Raw genomic sequence first — 19,081 nt, 5'->3', positions numbered from 1 at the left:
AAAAACTTAGCCGCTCAGAACCTTAGCACCTTAGTCACTTCTTGCTAATCCAACACATTCAAAATTTTCAATCCAAAAACAACTCCGTTTTGTTGGATGCCGCCTTGATACGAATGTACATAATCTACTCTGAATAATTTGAATTTGCCAAATCCCAGATTATCTAAACCAACGGTAAATTCGGTATAAGGCTTTCGATCCGGAATCGCCAGGGAGTGGAAACCTAAATTCAAGGTTGATTTTAATAGATTCAATAATGGAATTTTATTCATGATAAATCCGGTGTCATTGTATTCTAAATGACTTTCAAAATAACTGTCGTTAGTACTGTTTGCATAATACGGCATTAAATTGAAAACATTTAGATAGCGATCAGCTGTTCCAATATGCGTCTGATTTCCGTTAAAATGTTTGTAATCTATAAAAGAAATATTTTCTGCATTAAAGAATTTCCCTGCTCTGAAACTCGTTCCCAGTAACCCTTTATTGGCTAATGCTAAATCGTATTGTACCAAAGCTGCGATTCGGTCAAATTCATAGTTTTTCTCGCTTGCCGCAAAGGCTTTTTCATAAGTTAAATACAGTGTTGGGTATTTGTCGTTTTTAACATTGAATCTTGCGTTGGGTCTTGAAATGTATTTGTTTCCAAAATTAATTTGCGTGGTTAGGCTGGTTTTGAGTACATGATGCTGATTGAAAGCAGGGGTATCAAAATCATTTGGCGCCAAAGGATTATTAGAAGAGTACATATCATCTCTTTTAAAGAAAGAATAGTCGGTAGTATTAAAAAGTGGTTTTCGCTGTTCATAGGCCATTTTAGCATTCAAAGTGATGCCGTTTGCAACATTTTGCGAATAGTTAATTTGAGCAAATTCCAGATTGTAGAGTTTCATGTAGTTGTCTTTAAAAAACAAGGAACTGACAGAATTTACAATTTTAGAGATAGGTTCCGCGCCATTAAACTGTACTGCTTTTGTTCCTCCCGAAGCACTGATTGTAGCAAAATTTGTGTTGTTGAATTTATGGTGAAATTGAGCTGTAGCGCGGAAACGTTCGTCTGAAAAACCATAATTAAAAGTAGTTTTTATCAGAGTGCTTTTTCCTTTTTCCTCATCCCATTTTTTAAAAGAAAAACCGGTATCGAAATTAAAACCCTGAACGGTATTAAAACTTAAGGAAGAAATGTCTAATAAACCATCGTAGGTAAAAGAATGTTGCTTGAAGGTATTCTTGTAATTGTAACCTGTTAATACATCTAAGACTTTAAATTTATTGTTTTTTGAATCTACAGAATCGGTGTATTTCTGCGATTTTCTGATGGTTTGAATACTGTCTTTTTTGGTGTAATCATTGCTCTCTTCAATTGTTAACGGAATAGGACGAATCTCATTCCAAAAAGCGTTGTCTTTTTTGTTGGCGTTGGCCTCAAAAGCTACAATTTCGTTCCCAAATGTTTTCTTTGCAAAAGAATCCGGAAAATCATAATTGGAGTAAATATAGTTGAAATGGGCAGAAAATTTGATGCCAAAGATACCAGCCTTAAACGATAAAGTTTGGGCATTTTTGGACCATATTTTATTTTTCGAATGATAACTAAAGCTTTGTTTTAAAGTCATAATTTCGGTAAGTTCATTTTTCATTCGATATCCTTTTATATCAAAATCTACTGCATACAGGGCAAAACTATCATCAACAATGTAAATGTAGCCTTCAAAAACAGGTTCTTTATCCCGTTTTGGGATTACTTTTATTTTGTTTATTTCCTGGTTATTGGAATCAAAAAAAGTTCCTTCTAATTTGTATTTGTAATAATTGAAAGCATTATCGGCCAATGGAGAAATTAATTTTACATCAAAATCTAAAGTATTATCGTAAAAATCATAAGTAGATAAAGCGGCTGTATTGTAGCTGTAACCTCTGTTGTTTCCGGAGATTTTAGAAGCAATAATTTTCTCCTTCAATTTGTCCGGCTTTTCAAAAGTGATTTTGGAAACGGTTTCGGATAAGTACAAAATTCCGGTTCCGGTAGAGTCCAGATTGGAGGCCATATCTGCGCCAAGATCTATTTTTTGACCTAAGATTTTTTTAGGTAAATCTTTAATTTTAAACATTCCCTTTGAGTAAAAATCGGCGGTATACCGTGCTGTTTTTTGGGAGTTTTCTTTTTTGTTTGCAATGGCACTTCGGATTATGGCATTGGCAGGATTGTTTTTAGGGTCGATGACGACCTCATTTAAAACAAAATTTTCTTCTTGCATTTTTACATCCAGAACAATGGTTTTGGTGTCAGGTGAAACGGTGATTTTTTGGGTTTTAAAACCTAAGTACTGAAAAGTAATTTTGTTTTTGCCAATGTCTTTTACAGTAAGTTGGTATTTTCCCTGCTCGTTTGAAGTGGTGCCGGTATACGTGTTTTCCTCAAAAACAGAAACAAAGGGTAGTGGGTTTCCTTTTTCATCGGTAATAGTTCCTTTGATTTGAGCAAAGTTGGAAAGAGAAAAAAGTAAAAAGGCTAATAAAGTATAGTTTCTCATAAAAAGTTGGTTATCCTGCAAAAATAGGAGAACTTAAAAGAGAGTCTATTAAAGATTTGTTAAATAGAGTATTACAAAAAGGACTGAATTGCCAGCTCATAACTTTTTAAACCAAAGCCTAAAATGACACCCTTAGCATTTCCGGATAAATACGATTGATGTCTGAAACTTTCACGAGCGTAGGTGTTTGAGATATGAACTTCAATAACAGGTGTGGTAACTGCTTTCATAGCATCACCTAAACCGATAGAGGTGTGGGTATAAGCTCCGGCATTTAAAATAATCCCGTCAAATGTGAAACCACATTCCTGGATTTTGCCAATCAGTTCCCCTTCAATGTTACTTTGATAATAAGAAAGTTCAATGTTAGGATATTTTTCCTGCAGTGTTTCAAAATATGCTTCAAAAGTTTGACTTCCGTAAACTTCCGGTTCTCTTTTTCCTAAAAGATTCAAATTGGGTCCGTTAACAATGCAGATTTTCATAAGTTGATTTTAAATTAATTAAGGTGTTTTAGGGAAGCCATTTCACATTTCACAAAAAACATTTTACAAGAGTGGTAAAAATAAAAAAACCGCTCCAATTAATAGAGCGGTTTTGGTAAAAGTATGTGATATTATTTTTAGAACATAAATCCTGCTGATAATTGTACAGTTGAGTTTTTAATATCTGCATTTTTTGAAGCTTCAGTCAAACCTAGGCTGTAACGTCCTTGAACAAAAAGACTTTTAGTAATTTTAAATCCAAGTCCTGCATTAAGTGCGAAATCAAATGTTTCTGCATTTTTTACATCAAAATCATTTTTTTCGCTTAATAAGAATGATGCTTGCGGACCAGCTTCAATACTAAAAGATTTACCTACATAGAATTTAGCCATCACAGGTATAGATAAATAACCTAATTCGTTTTTAAACTCTGAAACAGCATTTTTGTAAGTTGCACCTTGCGTAGAATACAAAAGTTCGGGTTGAATAGAAAAGCTATCAAGGATTTTTAGCTCTGCAACAACACCTGCATGGTAGCTTGTAATTCCTTCTTTGTCAAATCCTCCTGCGTCAATAGAGGTACCTCCTGTTTGGTTTGCGAAATTAACCCCCGCTTTAACCCCAAGTTGTAAAAATTGTGCCTGAATTGTTGCTGTTGTAGCTAGGAACAATACTGCTGCTAAAAGTATCTTTTTCATAAAATTGTTTTTTAGAATTAAAGTTGTTTTATAGGTCAAAACTACAGAATTAGTATTTTATTGTATTATATTTTAGATTAAATAATTACTATAATTCGCATGTTTTTTCAAATTTTCATCTTTTTTTTGATTGAAATAATGATTCAATTGTCTAAAGGTTAAACATTTACTTTCGCTAAAAAAACATTTTTTTTAAGGCCTGTTATTTGCTTGCTATCGCTTTTTTGTAATATAATTTTTAAGTTTTATTTATAGGGGACAGGATAGAATAGAGGTAAAAACTTACTAATTTATGATATAGGCTTGTAAGTTTAAAAATTACGGATGTGTCAAATATTGGCTTTTTTTAACAGGTTTTTTAGTCTTATTAAGTCTTTATTTGTTAAAAAACAAATTATTTTTTAACAAGTATGCTTTTATATTTGTCCTCTATAATTCAAATAAAAAGTAAAGTAGAATGAAAAAAATTATTTTAACTGCTGTTGCAGTAATGGCTTTCGCATTTTCTAATGCACAAGAAACTAGATTTGGTGTTAAAGGTGGAGCTAACCTTGCTAATTTAACTGGTGATTACGAAGGTGCTTCATCTATGGTAGGTTTCCATGTTGGTGGTTTCGCAGAAATTAAATTAAGCGACAAATTTGCAATTCAACCAGAGCTTTTATATTCTGCTCAAGGAGCAAAAGTAAAACAGACTTTCTTTGAAGAGACTGATAAATATGATGTTAACTTAAGTTACTTAAATATTCCAGTATTAGCTAAGTACTATGTAACTGAGGAATTTAGTGTTGAGGCAGGTCCTCAATTAGGGGTTTTGTTATCTGCAAAAGCAGATGGAGAAAATGCTAAAGATTTTTACAAATCAGTAGATTTCGGTTTCAATGTTGGAGCTGGATACAACTTTACAGAAGATCTTTCTGTTGGTGTTCGTTACACAGCTGGTTTGTCAAGTGTTGCTAAGACTCCAAAAGGTGATGCAGAATTTGAAGGTTTTGATGTACCTAGCATCGCTATTAGAAACAGTGTTTTAGCTTTATCTGTAGGATACAAATTCTAATTTATAGTTGAAAAATAGCAAAACCTCCCTGATTCAGGGAGGTTTTTTTATGGTTCAAAATTATTTTTTAGTAGTGATAATTCTATAGTTGCACTTTGGAATTTGAACAAAAAAGAAATTAAATGAAAAAATTAATGTTAACTGCTGTGGCAGTAATTACGTTCGCATTTTCGAATGCACAAGAAACCAGAGCTGGTATTAAAGGAGGTATTAATATTGCTACATTAACCGGGGATGCAGAAGGAGCAACTTCAAGAGTTGGATTTCAGGCTGGTGGCTTTTTAGAGATTAAAATTACGGATAGATTCGCTATTCAACCTGAACTTTTGTTTTCTACTCAAGGTGTGCACACTGAAATAGTTAAGCCTGACAATGAGTATAAAATTGAAAAAAGAATAAATTTAATGTATTTAAATATTCCGATAATGGCCAGGTTTTATGTGGTTGATAAATTTAGTATTGAGGCTGGTCCTCAAATTGGATTTTTAGCAAGAGCAAGAGCTACATCAGAAATTACGAGTTATGGTAATAGAGTATCGGGAGAGGAAGATTTGAAGCGTTATCTTAGGGCCGTAGATTTAGGTGTAAACTTTGGTGCCGGATATGATTTCACCGAAGATCTTTCTATTGGAATTCGCTATAATATTGGTTGTTCGAATCTTGGAGAGAACATGCGTAATTATGAAATGTATAATAGAGTTTTATCAGTATCAGCTGGATATAAATTTTAACAACTATTTTTAAATCGCAAAAGGCTTCTCGTTTCAGGAAGGCTTTTTTTGGGGTAGTTATTTGGAGGGTTTTTGTTGCCGTTTTTTAATCGGTTGGATGGTTTTAGAATGTTGATTTTTGCTGTCACTACCGCTTTATTCCTTCAAATACAAATCATTTTATAACAGGGTTACTACTATATTCGCGCTTTGAAATTTGAATAAAACAATAAATGAAAAAATTAATGTTAACTGCTGTGGCAGTAATTACGTTCGCATTTTCGAATGCACAAGAAACCAGAATTGGTATTAAAGGGGGTGTTAATCTTACATCAATAAACGGATATGGTACTCAATCAACATCAAGAGTTGGATTTCAAGTTGGAGGGTTTGCAGAGATTAAAATTTCGGATAAATTTGCCATTCAACCTGAACTTTTGTTATCTACTCAAGGTAGGTGTACTGAAATATCTGGCTCTGGATTTGGGTTTAGAAGTAAAGAGAAATCAAGTTTAGTTTATTTAAATATTCCGGTTATGGCTAAGTTTTATGTTGTTGATAAATTTAGTATTGAGGCAGGTCCTCAGATTAGATTTTTATTAGGGGCTAAATCTAAGTGGGAAGTGACAAGTGAGAATGGTACTTTTTCAGGAAATGACGATGTGAAAAGTTCCTATGATGATTTAGATTTAGGAGTGAATCTTGGCGCTGGATATGATTTTACTAAGGATCTATCTGTTGGGTTTCGATATAATTTAAGCCTCACTTCTTATGGAAAAAGCCTTGATGGCAATAAAATTTATAACAGTGTTTATTTATTATCTGTAGGTTACAAATTCTAAAAGTTAAAAACTTCCTGATTCAGGAAGTTTTTTTTTATTTATTAAATTATTTTGAAAGATTTTAGTTGTTAAATTTTTAACAGATATTGTTCTTTGTATACTTACTTATTTAATGAAATGAGTAAGATTAATGCCTTTTAAATCAATATGATGCAAGATATTTGGTCTGGTTTTGAAGTATATTTGCGAATCGCTTTTTGAATTCTTTTATTAGGAATTTTAACATGCGTTTTATACGTTTGCGGTCTAAACTTTAACAAAATAAAAAATGAAAAAAATTGTTTTAACATTGGTTGCGATTTTGGCATTTGGATTTGTAAATGCGCAGAAAACCAGATTTGGAGTAAAGGGAGGTCTTAATGTTTCAACCTTTGCCGGAGGAAATTATTGGGATGCTAAATCTTTAGTAGGTTTCCACGTTGGTGGTTTTGCTGAGATTAAAATTATAGAGAGATTGGCCATACAGCCCGAGGTTTTGTTTTCTACACAAGGAGCAAAATTAGAGTCTTTTGGGAATTCTGATATCGATGCGAAACTGAATTATATTAATGTTCCTGTTTTGGCTAAGTTTTTTATAACTAAACAGTTCACTGTTGAAGCTGGTCCGCAAATTGGGTTTTTGACATCTGCAAAATATGATAGCTATAACGCAAAGGATTCTTATAAATCAATAGATTTAGGTTTTAATTTTGGAGCAGGATATCACTTTACAGATAATGTTTTTGTGAATCTTCGTTATACGGTAGGTTTGTCAAATATTGGGGATTACGATGTTGAAGATGCGGAAGAGTATTTTGACAGCCCTAAGAACAGCGTTCTTGCATTGTCTTTAGGTTATAAATTCTAGTAAATTAAAATAATACAAGTTAAAACCTTCCCTTAACCGGGAAGGTTTTTTTTTGGAAGTTAAAGCTTGGAGAATATTTATTAATCTATAAAGTAAGGCGAATAGGTGAAGAGTATTTTGGTATTAGTTATGATTTTTAATGTGTGATTTATCAAATTTAGGAAAGTTAGATTTGGTTTAATGACAAAGTTTATATGTGTATGATTTCAGAATTTATAGAAAGGCTATTGATTTGAATTTTATCTAAATGTATTTATGAAGTTTTTTTATAATCTTTATAAATTCTCAAATAAATGTTGAGTTTCTGTTTCTCAGGCATATGTGTAAATTCAGTAGGTTAGGGCTTTAAGACTGTTTTTTTTCTTATAAAAGCAAATAGTATTTTTGAAAGTATTTACTTTATTTTGTGTTTAAATTAACATTAAAAATTTTATATTATGATGAACAGCCTTAAAATGTCTGTTGTGTTTTCTTTTTGTTTATTAGTCTTGTCAAGTTGTGAAAAAGATAATAGCTCGGAGATGTCAAGTGATGAAGCTAGTAAAGCAAGTGTTGAGAAATTATATGATTCAAATTCAAATTTGAAAAGAGAATTTGGTAAGTCTTTGGTTAAATCCTTAGCCGAGAGTAAAGCGTTGAGAGATTTGATAAAGAATAAATCTTTAGAAATGTTTGATAATGATTATGAGGTTTTGTACCAAATGATAAAGGATGAAAGATTGGAGGGTAATATTACTGTAAGGGAGATTATACTTAAAAATTTGGGAAGTGAAGCTTTATTGAATTTAATTGAAGTAAGTAATCCTGCGCTTACATTTTTTGTTCCTGAATTACCTGAAAATTCGTTTTCTGCTAGTATTTGGGATACAGAAAAGCAGATACCTAAAGTTGCTATTGCATTAACAACAAGTAATGATGTGCCGATTATAAATGAAGATGGAACTGAGGATATAATCAAAGCGAAGGAGATTCCTAGTTTTCCTGTAATTGTTATTAAAGACAATGAAAGGGTTGTTGTCTCAAGGAACAAGGGATTCGGTAAGTTAAAAACTAGGTCTTTGAGAAATGCTAGTGGTATAGAGTTTAAATTTATTGATGATTGTTTTGATAAATCTAAAAATGCTAAGAAAGAAACTTCACGTAACATATCTTCAGTTGCTTTAGATGCAAAAATTATTAATGCTTATAATATGTATGCTACTGCTGATGGTTGGCATAGAGATTTCATTTATTATGGTATCACACCAACGACAACTAAAGGGCCTTTCAAGTATGATTTCCAAGAAACTGTAAAATCATTTACATTATTAGGAGATCCTACCGCAGCTTTTAATTCACTTGCGGATCAAACAGGAGATCCAGTGATAGCAGAAAAAGCATTAGCGGATAATATGGCTGGCGACTTTACAATTTCAAACTGGAGTAAGGGAAGTTTTGAGTTTAAAATTAGAATAATAGTTAATGGTAAAAATGGAATAGGAAGTGAAATAGTAAAATATTTCAATGTGCCATTGGGAGATTTATTTGATTTTACTTTTGTAAAGGCTGAGAAGGGATGGAATAGAAGGGATGTTTATCATCGTAAAATAAATAGTATCAAGACGATACATTTGAATATCCCAATTTTTAATTGGGATCTTGATCAATACGCATCTACTATTAAGATTAACGTTGAAGAGGTCGATTTAACAGAAACTATTGTTTTAACTGATACAAGAAGTGTCGAGTTTGCGACTAATTTTAGTATCGATGCTGCTTTTGGTACTCTTACAAAAGTAGGTTTAAAATATGGGTCTAGTCTTAAGACTATAACGACGAGTACAGTTCAGAGAACGTTCACACAAGGAAATGATTTGTTAGGTGATGTTATTGTGAATTTTGCAGATAATATTATTGTTAACGAATCAAGTCCTGGAGTTTATCAAACTAGAGAATATAGTTCTGGGTTGTATTCTATAGCAATTGAACCGACTAGGGTTCAGTAGAGTTCGGTTTTTTATAAATGGACCTTCCCCTAACCGGGAAGGTTTTTTTATACCCAAAAATGTTTTACTTTGCACGTATGAATTGGAATACCTACATAAAAGATTATCAATCGTATTTGCGAATCGAAAGAGGATTGTCTAAAAATACAATTGAAAATTATGGTTTTGATATCGGACGATTGTGTCTTTTTTTAGAGACGAATGGTATTGAAGTTTCGCCATTGAAAATCACAGACGAAACCGTACAGCAGTTTATTTATGACGTTTCAAAAGAAGTGAATCCAAGGTCTCAGGCCCGAATTATTTCTGGTTTGAAAAGTTTTTTCAATTATTTAGTATTTGAAGATTACAGAAAAGACAGCCCGTTAGAATTAATTGAAGCCCCAAAAACGGGACGGAAATTACCGGATACCTTGTCTGTTACGGAGATAGATGCCTTAATTGCGGCTATAGATCTGAGTTCAAATGAAGGAGAAAGAAACCGTGCTATTTTAGAGACTTTATACGGCTGTGGACTCCGGGTTTCGGAATTGGTGTCACTTAAGATCTCTGATTTGTATTTTGAGGAGGGTTTTGTTAAAATCACCGGAAAAGGAAATAAAGAGCGTTTTGTTCCGATTGGTAAGTTTACTGAAAAGTACATCCGCATGTATCAAAGCAGCATTAGAAATACATTAAATATAAAAAAAGGTTACGAAGATACTTTGTTTTTAAACCGCAGAGGAAGTCAGCTAACGCGCTCCATGATTTTTGCTATTATAAAAGATCTGGCCGTAAAAGTAAATCTGAATAAAAATATTAGTCCGCATACTTTGCGTCATTCCTTTGCAACCCATTTGCTCGAAAATGGAGCTGACTTAAGATCTATTCAGTTAATGCTTGGACATGAGTCAATTACAACTACTGAGATTTACGTTCATTTAGACAGAAGTTTTCTGAAAGAAGTGATACACTCTTTTCATCCCCGAAAATAATTTCGAATAATAATTGTGATCAACTGTCGTTTTTCTTTTTAAATTTTAATATATTGGGTATATATTTTACATACAGGAAAATATAGGGTTATTTTCTTACTTTTTTATCTTGAATAGGGTGTAGGGAGTTCAAATTAAATAAAATAAGTAATATATGGTTTTTGATTTGTATGGAAGTGAGGATTGCTTAGAGGTAAATAATTTTTACAGAAAGCTGTTTGCAGAGATGCCGGATTTACTTTTTCAATTTATTATTGATGGCGATAATAAATATTCTTTTCCACTTGTCAGTAAGTCTGCGGATGCTATTTTTGAACTTACCGCTAGTGATTTTACTAATGATATTAAGTTAATTATTTACGATAGGATATTTGCTCAGGACAAAGAATTGTTTTTTACGTCTTTGGTAAAAGCAAGAAAAGAGATAAAGCCTTGGGAGATTGAATTTAGAGCAGTCTTGCCTAAAAAAGGATTGCGCTGGTTTAAGGTTTCTTCTAAAACCGAACTAGCTGCAGATGGTGGTGTTGCTTTCTTTGGCCATATTTCTGACATTACAGATCTAAAAGAGAAAGAAGAGAATCTTCGTATTTCTGAGGAGCGTTTTCAGTTTGCTTTGGAGGCTTCAACTGCAGGTATTTGGGATTGGGACATGGTGACCAACCGTGTTTTTTATTCTTCCTTGTCATTGAAAATTTTAGAGCTGGAGTCAACCGATATTTTTGATGATCCGGAACGTTGGGATAAAATCGTGCATCCCGATGATCTTCCTAAGTATTATTCAGATATTAAGGATCATTTTGAGAATAAAATTCCCTATTACGAAAATTACCATCGTGTCATGACGTCCAGCGGTAATTATAAATGGATACTTGACAGAGGAAAGGTAATCAAGCGCGATGAGAATGGGAAACCTTTGCGTGTGATCGGAACGCATACTGATGTCTCTTCGCAAAAAGAAAAAGAACTGGATCTTATAAAAACAATGAAATTATACAGTGATCAGAATAGCCGATTGCTGAATTTTTCTCATATTGTTTCGCATAATCTAAATACGCAGGCCGGGAATATAAAATCGATATTAGACTTTATCGATGCGGATGTTAACAAACAAACTGTTGACGAAATGTTAGAGCATTTAAGAACCGTTTCCAATGATCTGAATGAAACTATTTCTAATCTGACCCAGATTGTAAAAACACAAAGTAATATCAATATCATTGTGGTTCCTTTGAGGTTAAGTGAATATATTGAAAAAACGATTTTTACCATTAGAGGGCATGACAGACAAAAAAATGTTTCGATTGTAAATAATGTTCCCAAATACGTGAGCATCAATTTTAATCCGGCTTATCTGGAAAGTGTGTTATTGAATTTCACAACAAACGCTATAAAGTACGCGCACCCCGATCGCGACCCCGTTATTATTTTTGATTTTGCAATTGAACCGGACGGTTTTAAATCACTTAAGATTACCGATAACGGTTTAGGGATTGATTTGAACGTTTATGGTGATCTCTTATTCGGAATGTATAAAACCTTTCACAAACATCGCGAAGCACGCGGAATTGGATTGTATATTACCCGAAATCAAATTGAAGCGATGAAAGGCTCTATCTCTGTTGAAAGTGAAGTAGGAGTAGGGACAAGCTTTAAAATTGTATTTAATGATATATGAGGTTTAGGTGATTTGGGATAGCTGAGGCCAAGTTGGGGTTTAAATTCCAATATTTTAAATTCCAAATTCCAATTTTAAACGAGAACTATGTGGGGCTTGTGGGTGATAAATTGTTTAAATAATTAAAGAATTTAGAGATGCTTTTTTTGTCATACTGAGGCACCGGTAATCACACAAGAAACTCCGTACAGTTTGTCATCCTGAGGAACGAAGGATCTCCGTTTGCTGAAACGATACAGTTGAGCTTCACTCCACGGATTATGTCGTGAAGATACTTTGTTTCTTAGTATGACAAGATTGCGGAAAGTCTAAACGGAGCAGCTTGTGTCAATTCCATAGGAGAAATCACATACGTACTCACGTCGAGCCGAATGCAATTTCTAGCCTAATGACAGGAGTGTAGGAAATTGAGGTAAAATCAATACTAAAAACAGATAAACTCATTTTATACAAGGTTTTAGGTAATACCTAAAAACAACAAAGGCTGTCTTGAAGAAGACAGCCTTTGTTGTTATATAAAATCGGAGGTTACTTAGCAATATTAACAGCTCTTGTTTCTCTGATTACAGTTACTTTTACCTGACCTGGATAAGTCATTTCTGTTTGAATTTTTTGAGAAATCTCAAAAGATAAGTTGGCAGCGTTATCGTCAGAAACTTTTTCACTTTCTACGATTACACGAAGTTCTCTACCGGCTTGAATAGCGTAAGCATTTTTAACACCGCTGAATCCGTAAGCTACTTCTTCAAGATCTTTCAAACGTTGAATGTAAGAATCCAATACCTGACGTCTTGCGCCTGGTCTTGCACCTGAAATCGCATCACAAACCTGAACGATTGGAGATAACAATGATTTCATTTCGATCTCGTCGTGGTGTGCTCCAATGGCATTGCAAACTTCTTCTTTCTCACCATATTTTTCTGCCCATTGCATTCCTAATAAGGCGTGAGGTAAATCGCTTTCTGTATCCGGCACTTTACCAATATCGTGAAGTAAACCGGCTCTTTTTGCCAGTTTTACATTTAGGCCTAATTCAGCTGCCATGATACCACAAAGTTTAGAAACTTCTCTCGAGTGTTGTAGTAAGTTTTGTCCGTAAGAAGAACGGTATTTCATTCTACCTACCACTTTTATCAATTCAGGGTGTAAGCCGTGAATTCCTAAGTCAATAACGGTGCGTTTACCTACTTCGATAATTTCGTCGTCAATTTGTTTGGCTGTTTTAGCTACAACTTCTTCAATTCTTGCTGGGTGAATACGTCCGTCAGTCACCAATTTGTGTAAAGCCAAACGGGCAATTTCTCTACGTACAGGATCAAAACAAGAAAGAATAATTGCTTCCGGTGTATCATCAACAATGATTTCAACTCCAGTAGCTGCTTCTAAAGCTCTAATGTTACGACCTTCACGACCGATGATTCTACCTTTTACATCGTCAGATTCAATGTTAAAAACAGAAACGCAATTTTCAACTGCTTCCTCTGTTCCAACTCTTTGAATGGTATTGATAATGATTTTTTTAGCTTCTTGCTGTGCAGTAAGTTTTGCCTCTTCAATAGTATCCTGAATGTGAGACATTGCTTTACTCTTAGCTTCGGCTTTTAAACCTTCTACTAATTGCTCTTTAGCTTCTTCTGCAGAAAGTCCTGAAATTACTTCAAGCTGTTGTAATTGGCTTTTGTGTAATTTGTCAACTTCTGTTTGTTTCTTGTCTAAAACTTCAATTTTGTTGTTGTATTCTTGTGTTTTAGCTTCGAAATCGTCATTTACTTTTTTAGCTTTAGAAAGCTCATTTGATATTTGTGATTCTTTGTCTCTAACTCTTTTTTCAACTTCAGCTACCTTTTTATCTCTGGCTAAGATTACTTGTTCGTGTTCCGATTTTAATTCGATAAAACGTTCTTTTGCCTGAAGAATTTTGTCTTTTTTAGTGTTTTCGGCTTCTAAATTGGCGTCTTTTAAAATTGAGGCTGCTTCTTTTTTAGCGTTTTTGATTAAATTAGAAATATTGCTTTTTTCGATAATTTTAGCGATTGCAAACCCTGCCGCAATTCCTATAATACCTGAAATAATGATCGTTATTATGTCCATGTTGTTAAAATTTATATATAAAAAAGCCTACATTAATTGCTTGAATAAACTCGTAAAGACAAGTTTTGAGCTAACTCACTGTTCAAGTTTCCTCGCAAAAAAGCGTGGCATGCTCTAGTAGTGATGATTCGCTCATTCTAAATTGTTAGTGTTGAGTTTACCAAAAATGAACTAATGTAGGCAGTATCTTAGTTTTTGTAAAGAACGTTTAATTTTCGAGATATTGATCTAAAAGTAAATTTAATCTTTTAATTCTTTCGATGGTTTCGTGACCATCAACATTATAATCAATTTGTTTTTGTTCTACTTGTGAAGCAAATTGTAAAGCACACATGGCTAATACATCCTGCTTATCGCGAACCGCATAACTTTCTTCGAATTGCTTGATCATAGCATCAATTTTTTTAGAAGCACTTCTAAGTCCCTCTTCCTGATTTGGTTCTACCGTTAATGGATAAACCCGATCTGCAATTGATATTTTAATTCTAAGCTTTTCGTCCATGTTTCCTAGTCTGATAGTTGTGCTATACAGTAATCAATTTCGCGAATTAATGAATTTATTTTAAGCTTTGTCTCTCTCTTATTATTGTCACTGCCCAGCAATGAATTGGCTATCTTAAGTGTTTCGTATTGCTTTCTCAAAGCGTCCATTTCTTCAGATTTTTTCTGAATGATTTGCGAAGCTTTGGCTAGTTCTAATCTTAATTCCTGATTGTTTTTCTCCAGTGCCTTTGATTTCTCAAAAAGCTTTTCGACTTTATATTCAAGAGTATCAATTATTTCGGCAATTACACTCATTATAAATCCTAATTCATTACTTAATCATACAAAGTTAGTATTCCTTTTTATTAATGCAATTTTTTATCGATTTTTTTACATTAAAAATAGGCAATTGAATGAAATTCAATTCATTGTATTATTGTAGCTTTTTACTCGGTTTTGGCCTCATATTTTTTTATCTTAGCAAAAATGTTGGTTATGAGATTTTCAATACTTGTTCTGTTTTTATCTAATTTTATTTGTGCTCAGACGCAATATCCTAAAGATTATTTTCGTCCGCCGCTGGATATTCCGATGCAACTTTCAGGTAATTTTGGGGAGTTGCGACCGAATCATTTTCATGCCGGTTTCGATTTGAAAACCAATCAAAGAGAGGGGTTAAATGTATATGCCGTTGCTGATGGTTATGTGTCCAGAATCAAAATTTCTACTTTTGGTAACGGTAAATGTATTTATATCACACACCCCAATGGGTACACTTCTGTTTACGGACATTTGCAGACTACATTGGGTCCGATTCAGGATTATGTTCAGAAAACACATTATGCGGAGCGTTCTTTTGAAATAGAAATGTTTCCAAAACCAAATGAATTGCCCGTTACAAAAGGACAATTGATTGCGCTTTCAGGAAATACGGGGTCTTCAGAAGGTCCACATTTGCATTTTGAATTTCGCGATTCTAAAACGGAATTTGTTATTAATCCAATGTTTTTTGGCTTTGATCAAAATATAAAAGACACAAAGAAACCAACGATTTCAAGTTTGTTGGTTTATCCGATAAATGAAAACACCGTTGTAAATCTATCCAAACAGCCTTTATTATTAAGTCTGTCACTTCAGAAAGACGGAACCTATCTCGCAGGAAAAGTAAAAGCAAATGGTGCGATTGGCTTTGGGATTAATGCTGTTGATACCGATGATGTTTCTTTTAATAAAAATGGAGTTTTTAATGTCTCTACTTTTTTAAACGGAAATCAAAATTACAACTATCAGTTTAATACGTACTCCTTTGATGAGATGCGTTTTATCAACGCGTTTATCGATTATCCGAGATATAAAAAATCAGGACAGCGTATTCAGAAGCTTTTTATGAAAACGCCTTTTGCTTTAAGTATTATAAAAACAGATTCGCTGCGCGGAATTATTCCGGTTGCTCCCAATTTGACATCGACTTACAAGATTGAGGTTTCGGATTATTATGGGAATTTAAATTCGGTGACGGTTCCAGTTGAATATGATGCCGCTACGCCAATAGTAATTGCAGAACCAATAGCGTCAAAGTATGTCGTTCGTTATAATAAAGATTCTAATTTCGAAAAAGACAATATGTCCGTGTTTTTTCCTGCGGGAACTTTTTATGATGATTTTAATTTAAATTTTGATGTAAAGAACAACCGAATTTATATTCATGAAGATGTTGTTCCAGTGCATTCTAATTTTACCGTTACTATAAAAGATGCTACTTATCCGGAAGCACTCAGAGATAAATTGTTTATTGCCAGATTTAGCGGAAACAGCAAGAGTTATAATGGAACGATCCGCAAAAATGATGTTTTTACGGCTAAATCAAAAATTTTGGGACAATTCGGATTGGTGCTCGATACAATAGCGCCGGTCATCAGAATTGCAAAACCAATTCAGGACAAATGGATCAGTGATATGAAAACAATTCAGTTTACGATCGGGGACAGTTTGTCTGGAGTTAAATCGTATAACGGTTATTTAAATGGAAATTGGGTATTGTTTGAATATGATAATAAAACGAGAAAAATTACGCACCGGTTTGAAGATGGGATTGTCGCAGAAGGTGCTAATGATTTAAAAATTGAAGTAGTTGATAATGTAGGAAATTCTACTACCTTTGAAACTCACTTTTTTAGAAGTCAACAAAAATAAAATCAGACATTTGAATCGTAGTAAGTTAATATTCGTCTTCTTTTTTTTGTGCATTGGTTATGTTTCGTTTGCGCAAAAAGCCCGTGTTAAAGGAATCATTTTAGATAGTGAAAAACGACCTGTATCCAGTGTGAATATTTCTTTTTTGGGAAATGCTTCACAAACAGACTTAAATGGTTTTTTTGAAGTTGAAGTTCCTTCCAATAGAAAAGTGGCTTTGATCTTTACTCATATTTCATTAAAAATGATGAGTCTTACGGTAAATTTAAAAACCAATGAAGTTTTTGTCTTTAATCCTGTAATGAGTAATTCCGAAGAACAAATGGGAGAAGTTTTCGTGTCTTCCAAGAATAAAAAGAGGGTGCAGGGAATTACGGTTATTGATGCTGCAACAATTAAAAAGGTTCCCGGAGCAAATGCCGGGATCGAGAATATTCTAAAGACTTTACCCGGTGTAAATTCAAATAATGAACTGAGTACGCAATATGCGGTGCGTGGTGGGAATTATGACGAAAATCTGGTTTATGTAAACGAAATAGAAGTATACCGTCCTTTTTTGATTCGTTCGGGACAACAGGAAGGCTTGAGTTTTACCAATACCGATTTAGTTCAGAATGTTGATTTTTCTGCAGGAGGATTTCAAGCTAAATTTGGTGATAAACTTTCTTCTGTTTTGGATATTACGTACAGAAAACCTACTGAGTTTGGTGCTTCCTTAGAGGCAAGTTTGTTAGGAGGGAGTGTATCGGTTGATGCGGTTTCCAAAAATAAAAAATGGTCCGCCGTAACCGGAGTCCGATATAGAAATAATAGCCTGCTTGTAAACAGTCAGGATACGCAAACGAATTACACCCCCACTTTTGTTGATGTTCAGACCAACATAAATTATGATATTTCCGAAAAATGGCAAATGAGTTTTTTGGGGAATATTTCGCAGAACAAATATTTATATCAGCCTTTAACACGCGAGACCAAATTTGGAACAATTGATCAGCCAATGGCGCTCGCTGTTTATTATGAGGGTCAGGAAAAAGACCAATATGATACTTATTTTGGTGCTTTGAAAACAACTTATAAAGTGTCGCCAGGTTTTACTTTAAAATTTATAGGTTCTTTATTTCATACCATAGAAAAAGAACATTTCGATATTTTGGCGCAATACCGATTAGGAAACGTTAATGCGGATGGGACAACTTCTATTGATGATGTTGATTTCACACGCGGAATAGGTTCTCAACTTAATCATGCCCGAAACGATCTCGATGCTCTGATTGCAAATGCAGAAATAAAAGGTTTTAAGGAATGGATAGATGGTCAGTTGGAATTTGGCATGAAGTATACCCGCGAGTCCATTCGGGATCGGATAGCAGAATGGGAAATGATTGATTCGGCTGGGTTTTCTATACGACCGCCAATTATTGGTCTTCCGGAAAACAATCAACCTTATGTGCCTTATGCGGGACTGTTGTTGTCGTACCAGGATGTCCGTGCGACGAACTTTAATACGATAAACAGATTTTCCGGATATGCACAATGGAATCAGAAAAAGACAATCGGTTCCAATCAGGTTTGGTATAATATCGGGGCGCGTTTTCAGAGCTGGTCCGTGCAAGGGGCTACCGAGGAAGGTAAAAATCAAATTGTTTTCAGTCCGAGGGCTCAGTTTGCTATAAAACCGGATTGGGATATGGATATGGTTTTCAGACTTTCCGGTGGATTGTATTATCAGCCTCCTTTTTATAGAGAGCTGAGGGATTTAAATGGAGTAGTGAATCCAAATGTAAAAGCACAGCAGTCTATAAATATTGTTTTGAGTAACGATTACAGTTTTAAAATGTGGGATCGCCCTTTTAAATGGGTGACGGAGGTATACTATAAATCACTTTCGGATGTAAATACGTACTCGGTAGATAATGTTCGTATTCGTTACGTGGCTAATAACAATGCTAAAGCATACGCGCAGGGTCTTGATTTCAGGTTGAACGGAGAGTTTGTTCCGGGAACAGAATCCTGGATAAGTTTTGGGTATTTGAGAACAGAAGAGAACTATGAGAACAAAGGATATATCGCACGACCGACAGATCAACGATTAAAATTTGCCATGTTGTTTCAGGATTATATGCCTAATATTCCCAGTATTAAAATGTATTTGAATTTAGTGTATAATACAGGTGTGCCGGGAGGTTCTCCCGCTTATTCTGATCCGTATTTGTATCAGAGCAGACTTAATGATTATCGTAGAGCAGATATTGGTTTTGCTAAAGTTTTTGTAGATAACAGTACCAGAACAGCTAAAACAAGCTGGTTGAAAAACTTCAAAGAATTATCTGTTGGTTTTGAAATCTTTAATCTTTTCAACAATCAGAATGCGATAACCAATACTTGGGTGCGTGATGTATACTCTAAAACGCAATACGCCATTCCGAATTATATGACTTCGAGAGTTTTTAATATTAAGTTGAATGCGAGGTTGTAATTGTGGAATTGGTAAGAAGGAAAGCAGTTCT

The 19,081-nt window shown here is 34.0% G+C and carries 15 protein-coding genes; 9 read left to right on the top strand and 6 right to left on the bottom strand.

The features are described from left to right. Positions 1-44: 44 nt before the first annotated feature. The 3 genes from AB674_RS03655 to AB674_RS03645 form a co-directional block, all read right to left on the bottom strand. The gene (locus tag AB674_RS03655; RefSeq protein WP_047773971.1) at positions 45-2,534 is read right to left on the bottom strand and encodes a DUF5686 and carboxypeptidase regulatory-like domain-containing protein; all 2,490 of its coding nucleotides are present in this window, start codon (positions 2,532-2,534) and stop codon (positions 45-47) included. A 71-nt stretch (positions 2,535-2,605) separates the two neighbouring features. Then, on the bottom strand, positions 2,606-3,019 hold the full coding sequence (gene aroQ, locus AB674_RS03650; RefSeq protein WP_047773970.1) for a type II 3-dehydroquinate dehydratase: 414 nt from the start codon (positions 3,017-3,019) through the stop codon (positions 2,606-2,608). A 137-nt stretch (positions 3,020-3,156) separates the two neighbouring features. Continuing rightward, positions 3,157-3,717 (bottom strand): porin family protein, encoded by a 561-nt coding sequence (locus AB674_RS03645; protein ID WP_047773968.1) that lies wholly within the window; start codon positions 3,715-3,717, stop codon positions 3,157-3,159. Positions 3,718-4,174: 457 nt separating this feature from the next. Here AB674_RS03645 and AB674_RS03640 point away from each other — a divergent pair, with 457 nt between their 5' ends. The 7 genes from AB674_RS03640 to AB674_RS03610 all read left to right on the top strand — a co-directional run bounded on the left by AB674_RS03640 (position 4,175) and on the right by AB674_RS03610 (position 11,807). Continuing rightward, positions 4,175-4,774, top strand: a complete 600-nt coding sequence (locus tag AB674_RS03640; protein WP_047773966.1) for a porin family protein — start codon at positions 4,175-4,177, stop codon at positions 4,772-4,774. Positions 4,775-4,896: 122 nt separating this feature from the next. Then, the gene (locus tag AB674_RS03635) at positions 4,897-5,505 is read left to right on the top strand and encodes a porin family protein (RefSeq protein ID WP_047773964.1); all 609 of its coding nucleotides are present in this window, start codon (positions 4,897-4,899) and stop codon (positions 5,503-5,505) included. A gap of 212 nt (positions 5,506-5,717) precedes the next feature. After that, complete coding sequence (locus AB674_RS03630; protein WP_047773963.1) at positions 5,718-6,326, top strand: porin family protein; 609 nt, start codon at positions 5,718-5,720, stop codon at positions 6,324-6,326. A 268-nt stretch (positions 6,327-6,594) separates the two neighbouring features. Beyond that, on the top strand, positions 6,595-7,173 hold the full coding sequence (locus AB674_RS03625; RefSeq protein WP_047773960.1) for a porin family protein: 579 nt from the start codon (positions 6,595-6,597) through the stop codon (positions 7,171-7,173). Positions 7,174-7,610: 437 nt separating this feature from the next. Then, positions 7,611-9,158 carry a hypothetical protein gene (locus tag AB674_RS03620; RefSeq protein WP_053004187.1) on the top strand — a complete coding sequence of 516 codons (1,548 nt, stop codon included), beginning with the start codon at positions 7,611-7,613 and terminating at the stop codon, positions 9,156-9,158. Positions 9,159-9,235: 77 nt separating this feature from the next. Further along, positions 9,236-10,132, top strand: coding sequence for a site-specific tyrosine recombinase XerD (gene xerD / locus AB674_RS03615; protein ID WP_047773959.1), 897 nt, complete (start codon positions 9,236-9,238; stop codon positions 10,130-10,132). Positions 10,133-10,286: 154 nt separating this feature from the next. Further along, positions 10,287-11,807, top strand: coding sequence for a sensor histidine kinase (locus tag AB674_RS03610; protein ID WP_047773957.1), 1,521 nt, complete (start codon positions 10,287-10,289; stop codon positions 11,805-11,807). Positions 11,808-12,335: 528 nt separating this feature from the next. Here the strand turns inward: AB674_RS03610 and rny are convergent. The 3 genes from rny to AB674_RS03595 all read right to left on the bottom strand — a co-directional run bounded on the left by rny (position 12,336) and on the right by AB674_RS03595 (position 14,696). Continuing rightward, on the bottom strand, positions 12,336-13,898 hold the full coding sequence (rny, locus tag AB674_RS03605; RefSeq protein ID WP_047773955.1) for a ribonuclease Y: 1,563 nt from the start codon (positions 13,896-13,898) through the stop codon (positions 12,336-12,338). 208 nt (positions 13,899-14,106) lie between these two features. Continuing rightward, on the bottom strand, positions 14,107-14,400 hold the full coding sequence (locus AB674_RS03600) for a cell division protein ZapA (protein ID WP_047773953.1): 294 nt from the start codon (positions 14,398-14,400) through the stop codon (positions 14,107-14,109). A 5-nt stretch (positions 14,401-14,405) separates the two neighbouring features. Next, entirely contained in the window at positions 14,406-14,696 is a 291-nt protein-coding gene (locus tag AB674_RS03595) for a hypothetical protein (protein WP_047773949.1), read from the bottom strand. Positions 14,697-14,876: 180 nt separating this feature from the next. On the opposite strand from AB674_RS03595, the gene AB674_RS03590 reads away from it, so the two are divergent. Together AB674_RS03590 and AB674_RS03585 are read left to right on the top strand one after the other, a co-directional pair. Then, complete coding sequence (locus tag AB674_RS03590) at positions 14,877-16,574, top strand: M23 family metallopeptidase (RefSeq protein ID WP_053004204.1); 1,698 nt, start codon at positions 14,877-14,879, stop codon at positions 16,572-16,574. A gap of 10 nt (positions 16,575-16,584) precedes the next feature. Next, complete coding sequence (locus tag AB674_RS03585; protein WP_047774451.1) at positions 16,585-19,050, top strand: TonB-dependent receptor plug domain-containing protein; 2,466 nt, start codon at positions 16,585-16,587, stop codon at positions 19,048-19,050. Positions 19,051-19,081 lie beyond the last annotated feature (31 nt).

The organism is Flavobacterium sp. ABG, assembly GCF_001027725.1.
GTDB classification, from domain to species: Bacteria; Bacteroidota; Bacteroidia; order Flavobacteriales; family Flavobacteriaceae; genus Flavobacterium; species Flavobacterium cupriresistens.
This window is presented reverse-complemented; position numbering and strand designations above follow the sequence as displayed.

Bases quoted from the DNA above. Each gene is read 5' to 3' on its own strand.
- AB674_RS03655 (WP_047773971.1), bottom strand. From the start codon at position 2,534: ATGAGAAACTATACTTTATTAGCCTTTTTACTTTTTTCTCTTTCCAAC.
- aroQ (WP_047773970.1), bottom strand. From the start codon at position 3,019: ATGAAAATCTGCATTGTTAACGGACCCAATTTGAATCTTTTAGGAAAA.
- AB674_RS03645 (WP_047773968.1), bottom strand. From the start codon at position 3,717: ATGAAAAAGATACTTTTAGCAGCAGTATTGTTCCTAGCTACAACAGCA.
- AB674_RS03640 (WP_047773966.1), top strand. From the start codon at position 4,175: ATGAAAAAAATTATTTTAACTGCTGTTGCAGTAATGGCTTTCGCATTT.
- AB674_RS03635 (WP_047773964.1), top strand. From the start codon at position 4,897: ATGAAAAAATTAATGTTAACTGCTGTGGCAGTAATTACGTTCGCATTT.
- AB674_RS03630 (WP_047773963.1), top strand. From the start codon at position 5,718: ATGAAAAAATTAATGTTAACTGCTGTGGCAGTAATTACGTTCGCATTT.
- AB674_RS03625 (WP_047773960.1), top strand. From the start codon at position 6,595: ATGAAAAAAATTGTTTTAACATTGGTTGCGATTTTGGCATTTGGATTT.
- AB674_RS03620 (WP_053004187.1), top strand. From the start codon at position 7,611: ATGATGAACAGCCTTAAAATGTCTGTTGTGTTTTCTTTTTGTTTATTA.
- xerD (WP_047773959.1), top strand. From the start codon at position 9,236: ATGAATTGGAATACCTACATAAAAGATTATCAATCGTATTTGCGAATC.
- AB674_RS03610 (WP_047773957.1), top strand. From the start codon at position 10,287: ATGGTTTTTGATTTGTATGGAAGTGAGGATTGCTTAGAGGTAAATAAT.
- rny (WP_047773955.1), bottom strand. From the start codon at position 13,898: ATGGACATAATAACGATCATTATTTCAGGTATTATAGGAATTGCGGCA.
- AB674_RS03600 (WP_047773953.1), bottom strand. From the start codon at position 14,400: ATGGACGAAAAGCTTAGAATTAAAATATCAATTGCAGATCGGGTTTAT.
- AB674_RS03595 (WP_047773949.1), bottom strand. From the start codon at position 14,696: ATGAGTGTAATTGCCGAAATAATTGATACTCTTGAATATAAAGTCGAA.
- AB674_RS03590 (WP_053004204.1), top strand. From the start codon at position 14,877: ATGAGATTTTCAATACTTGTTCTGTTTTTATCTAATTTTATTTGTGCT.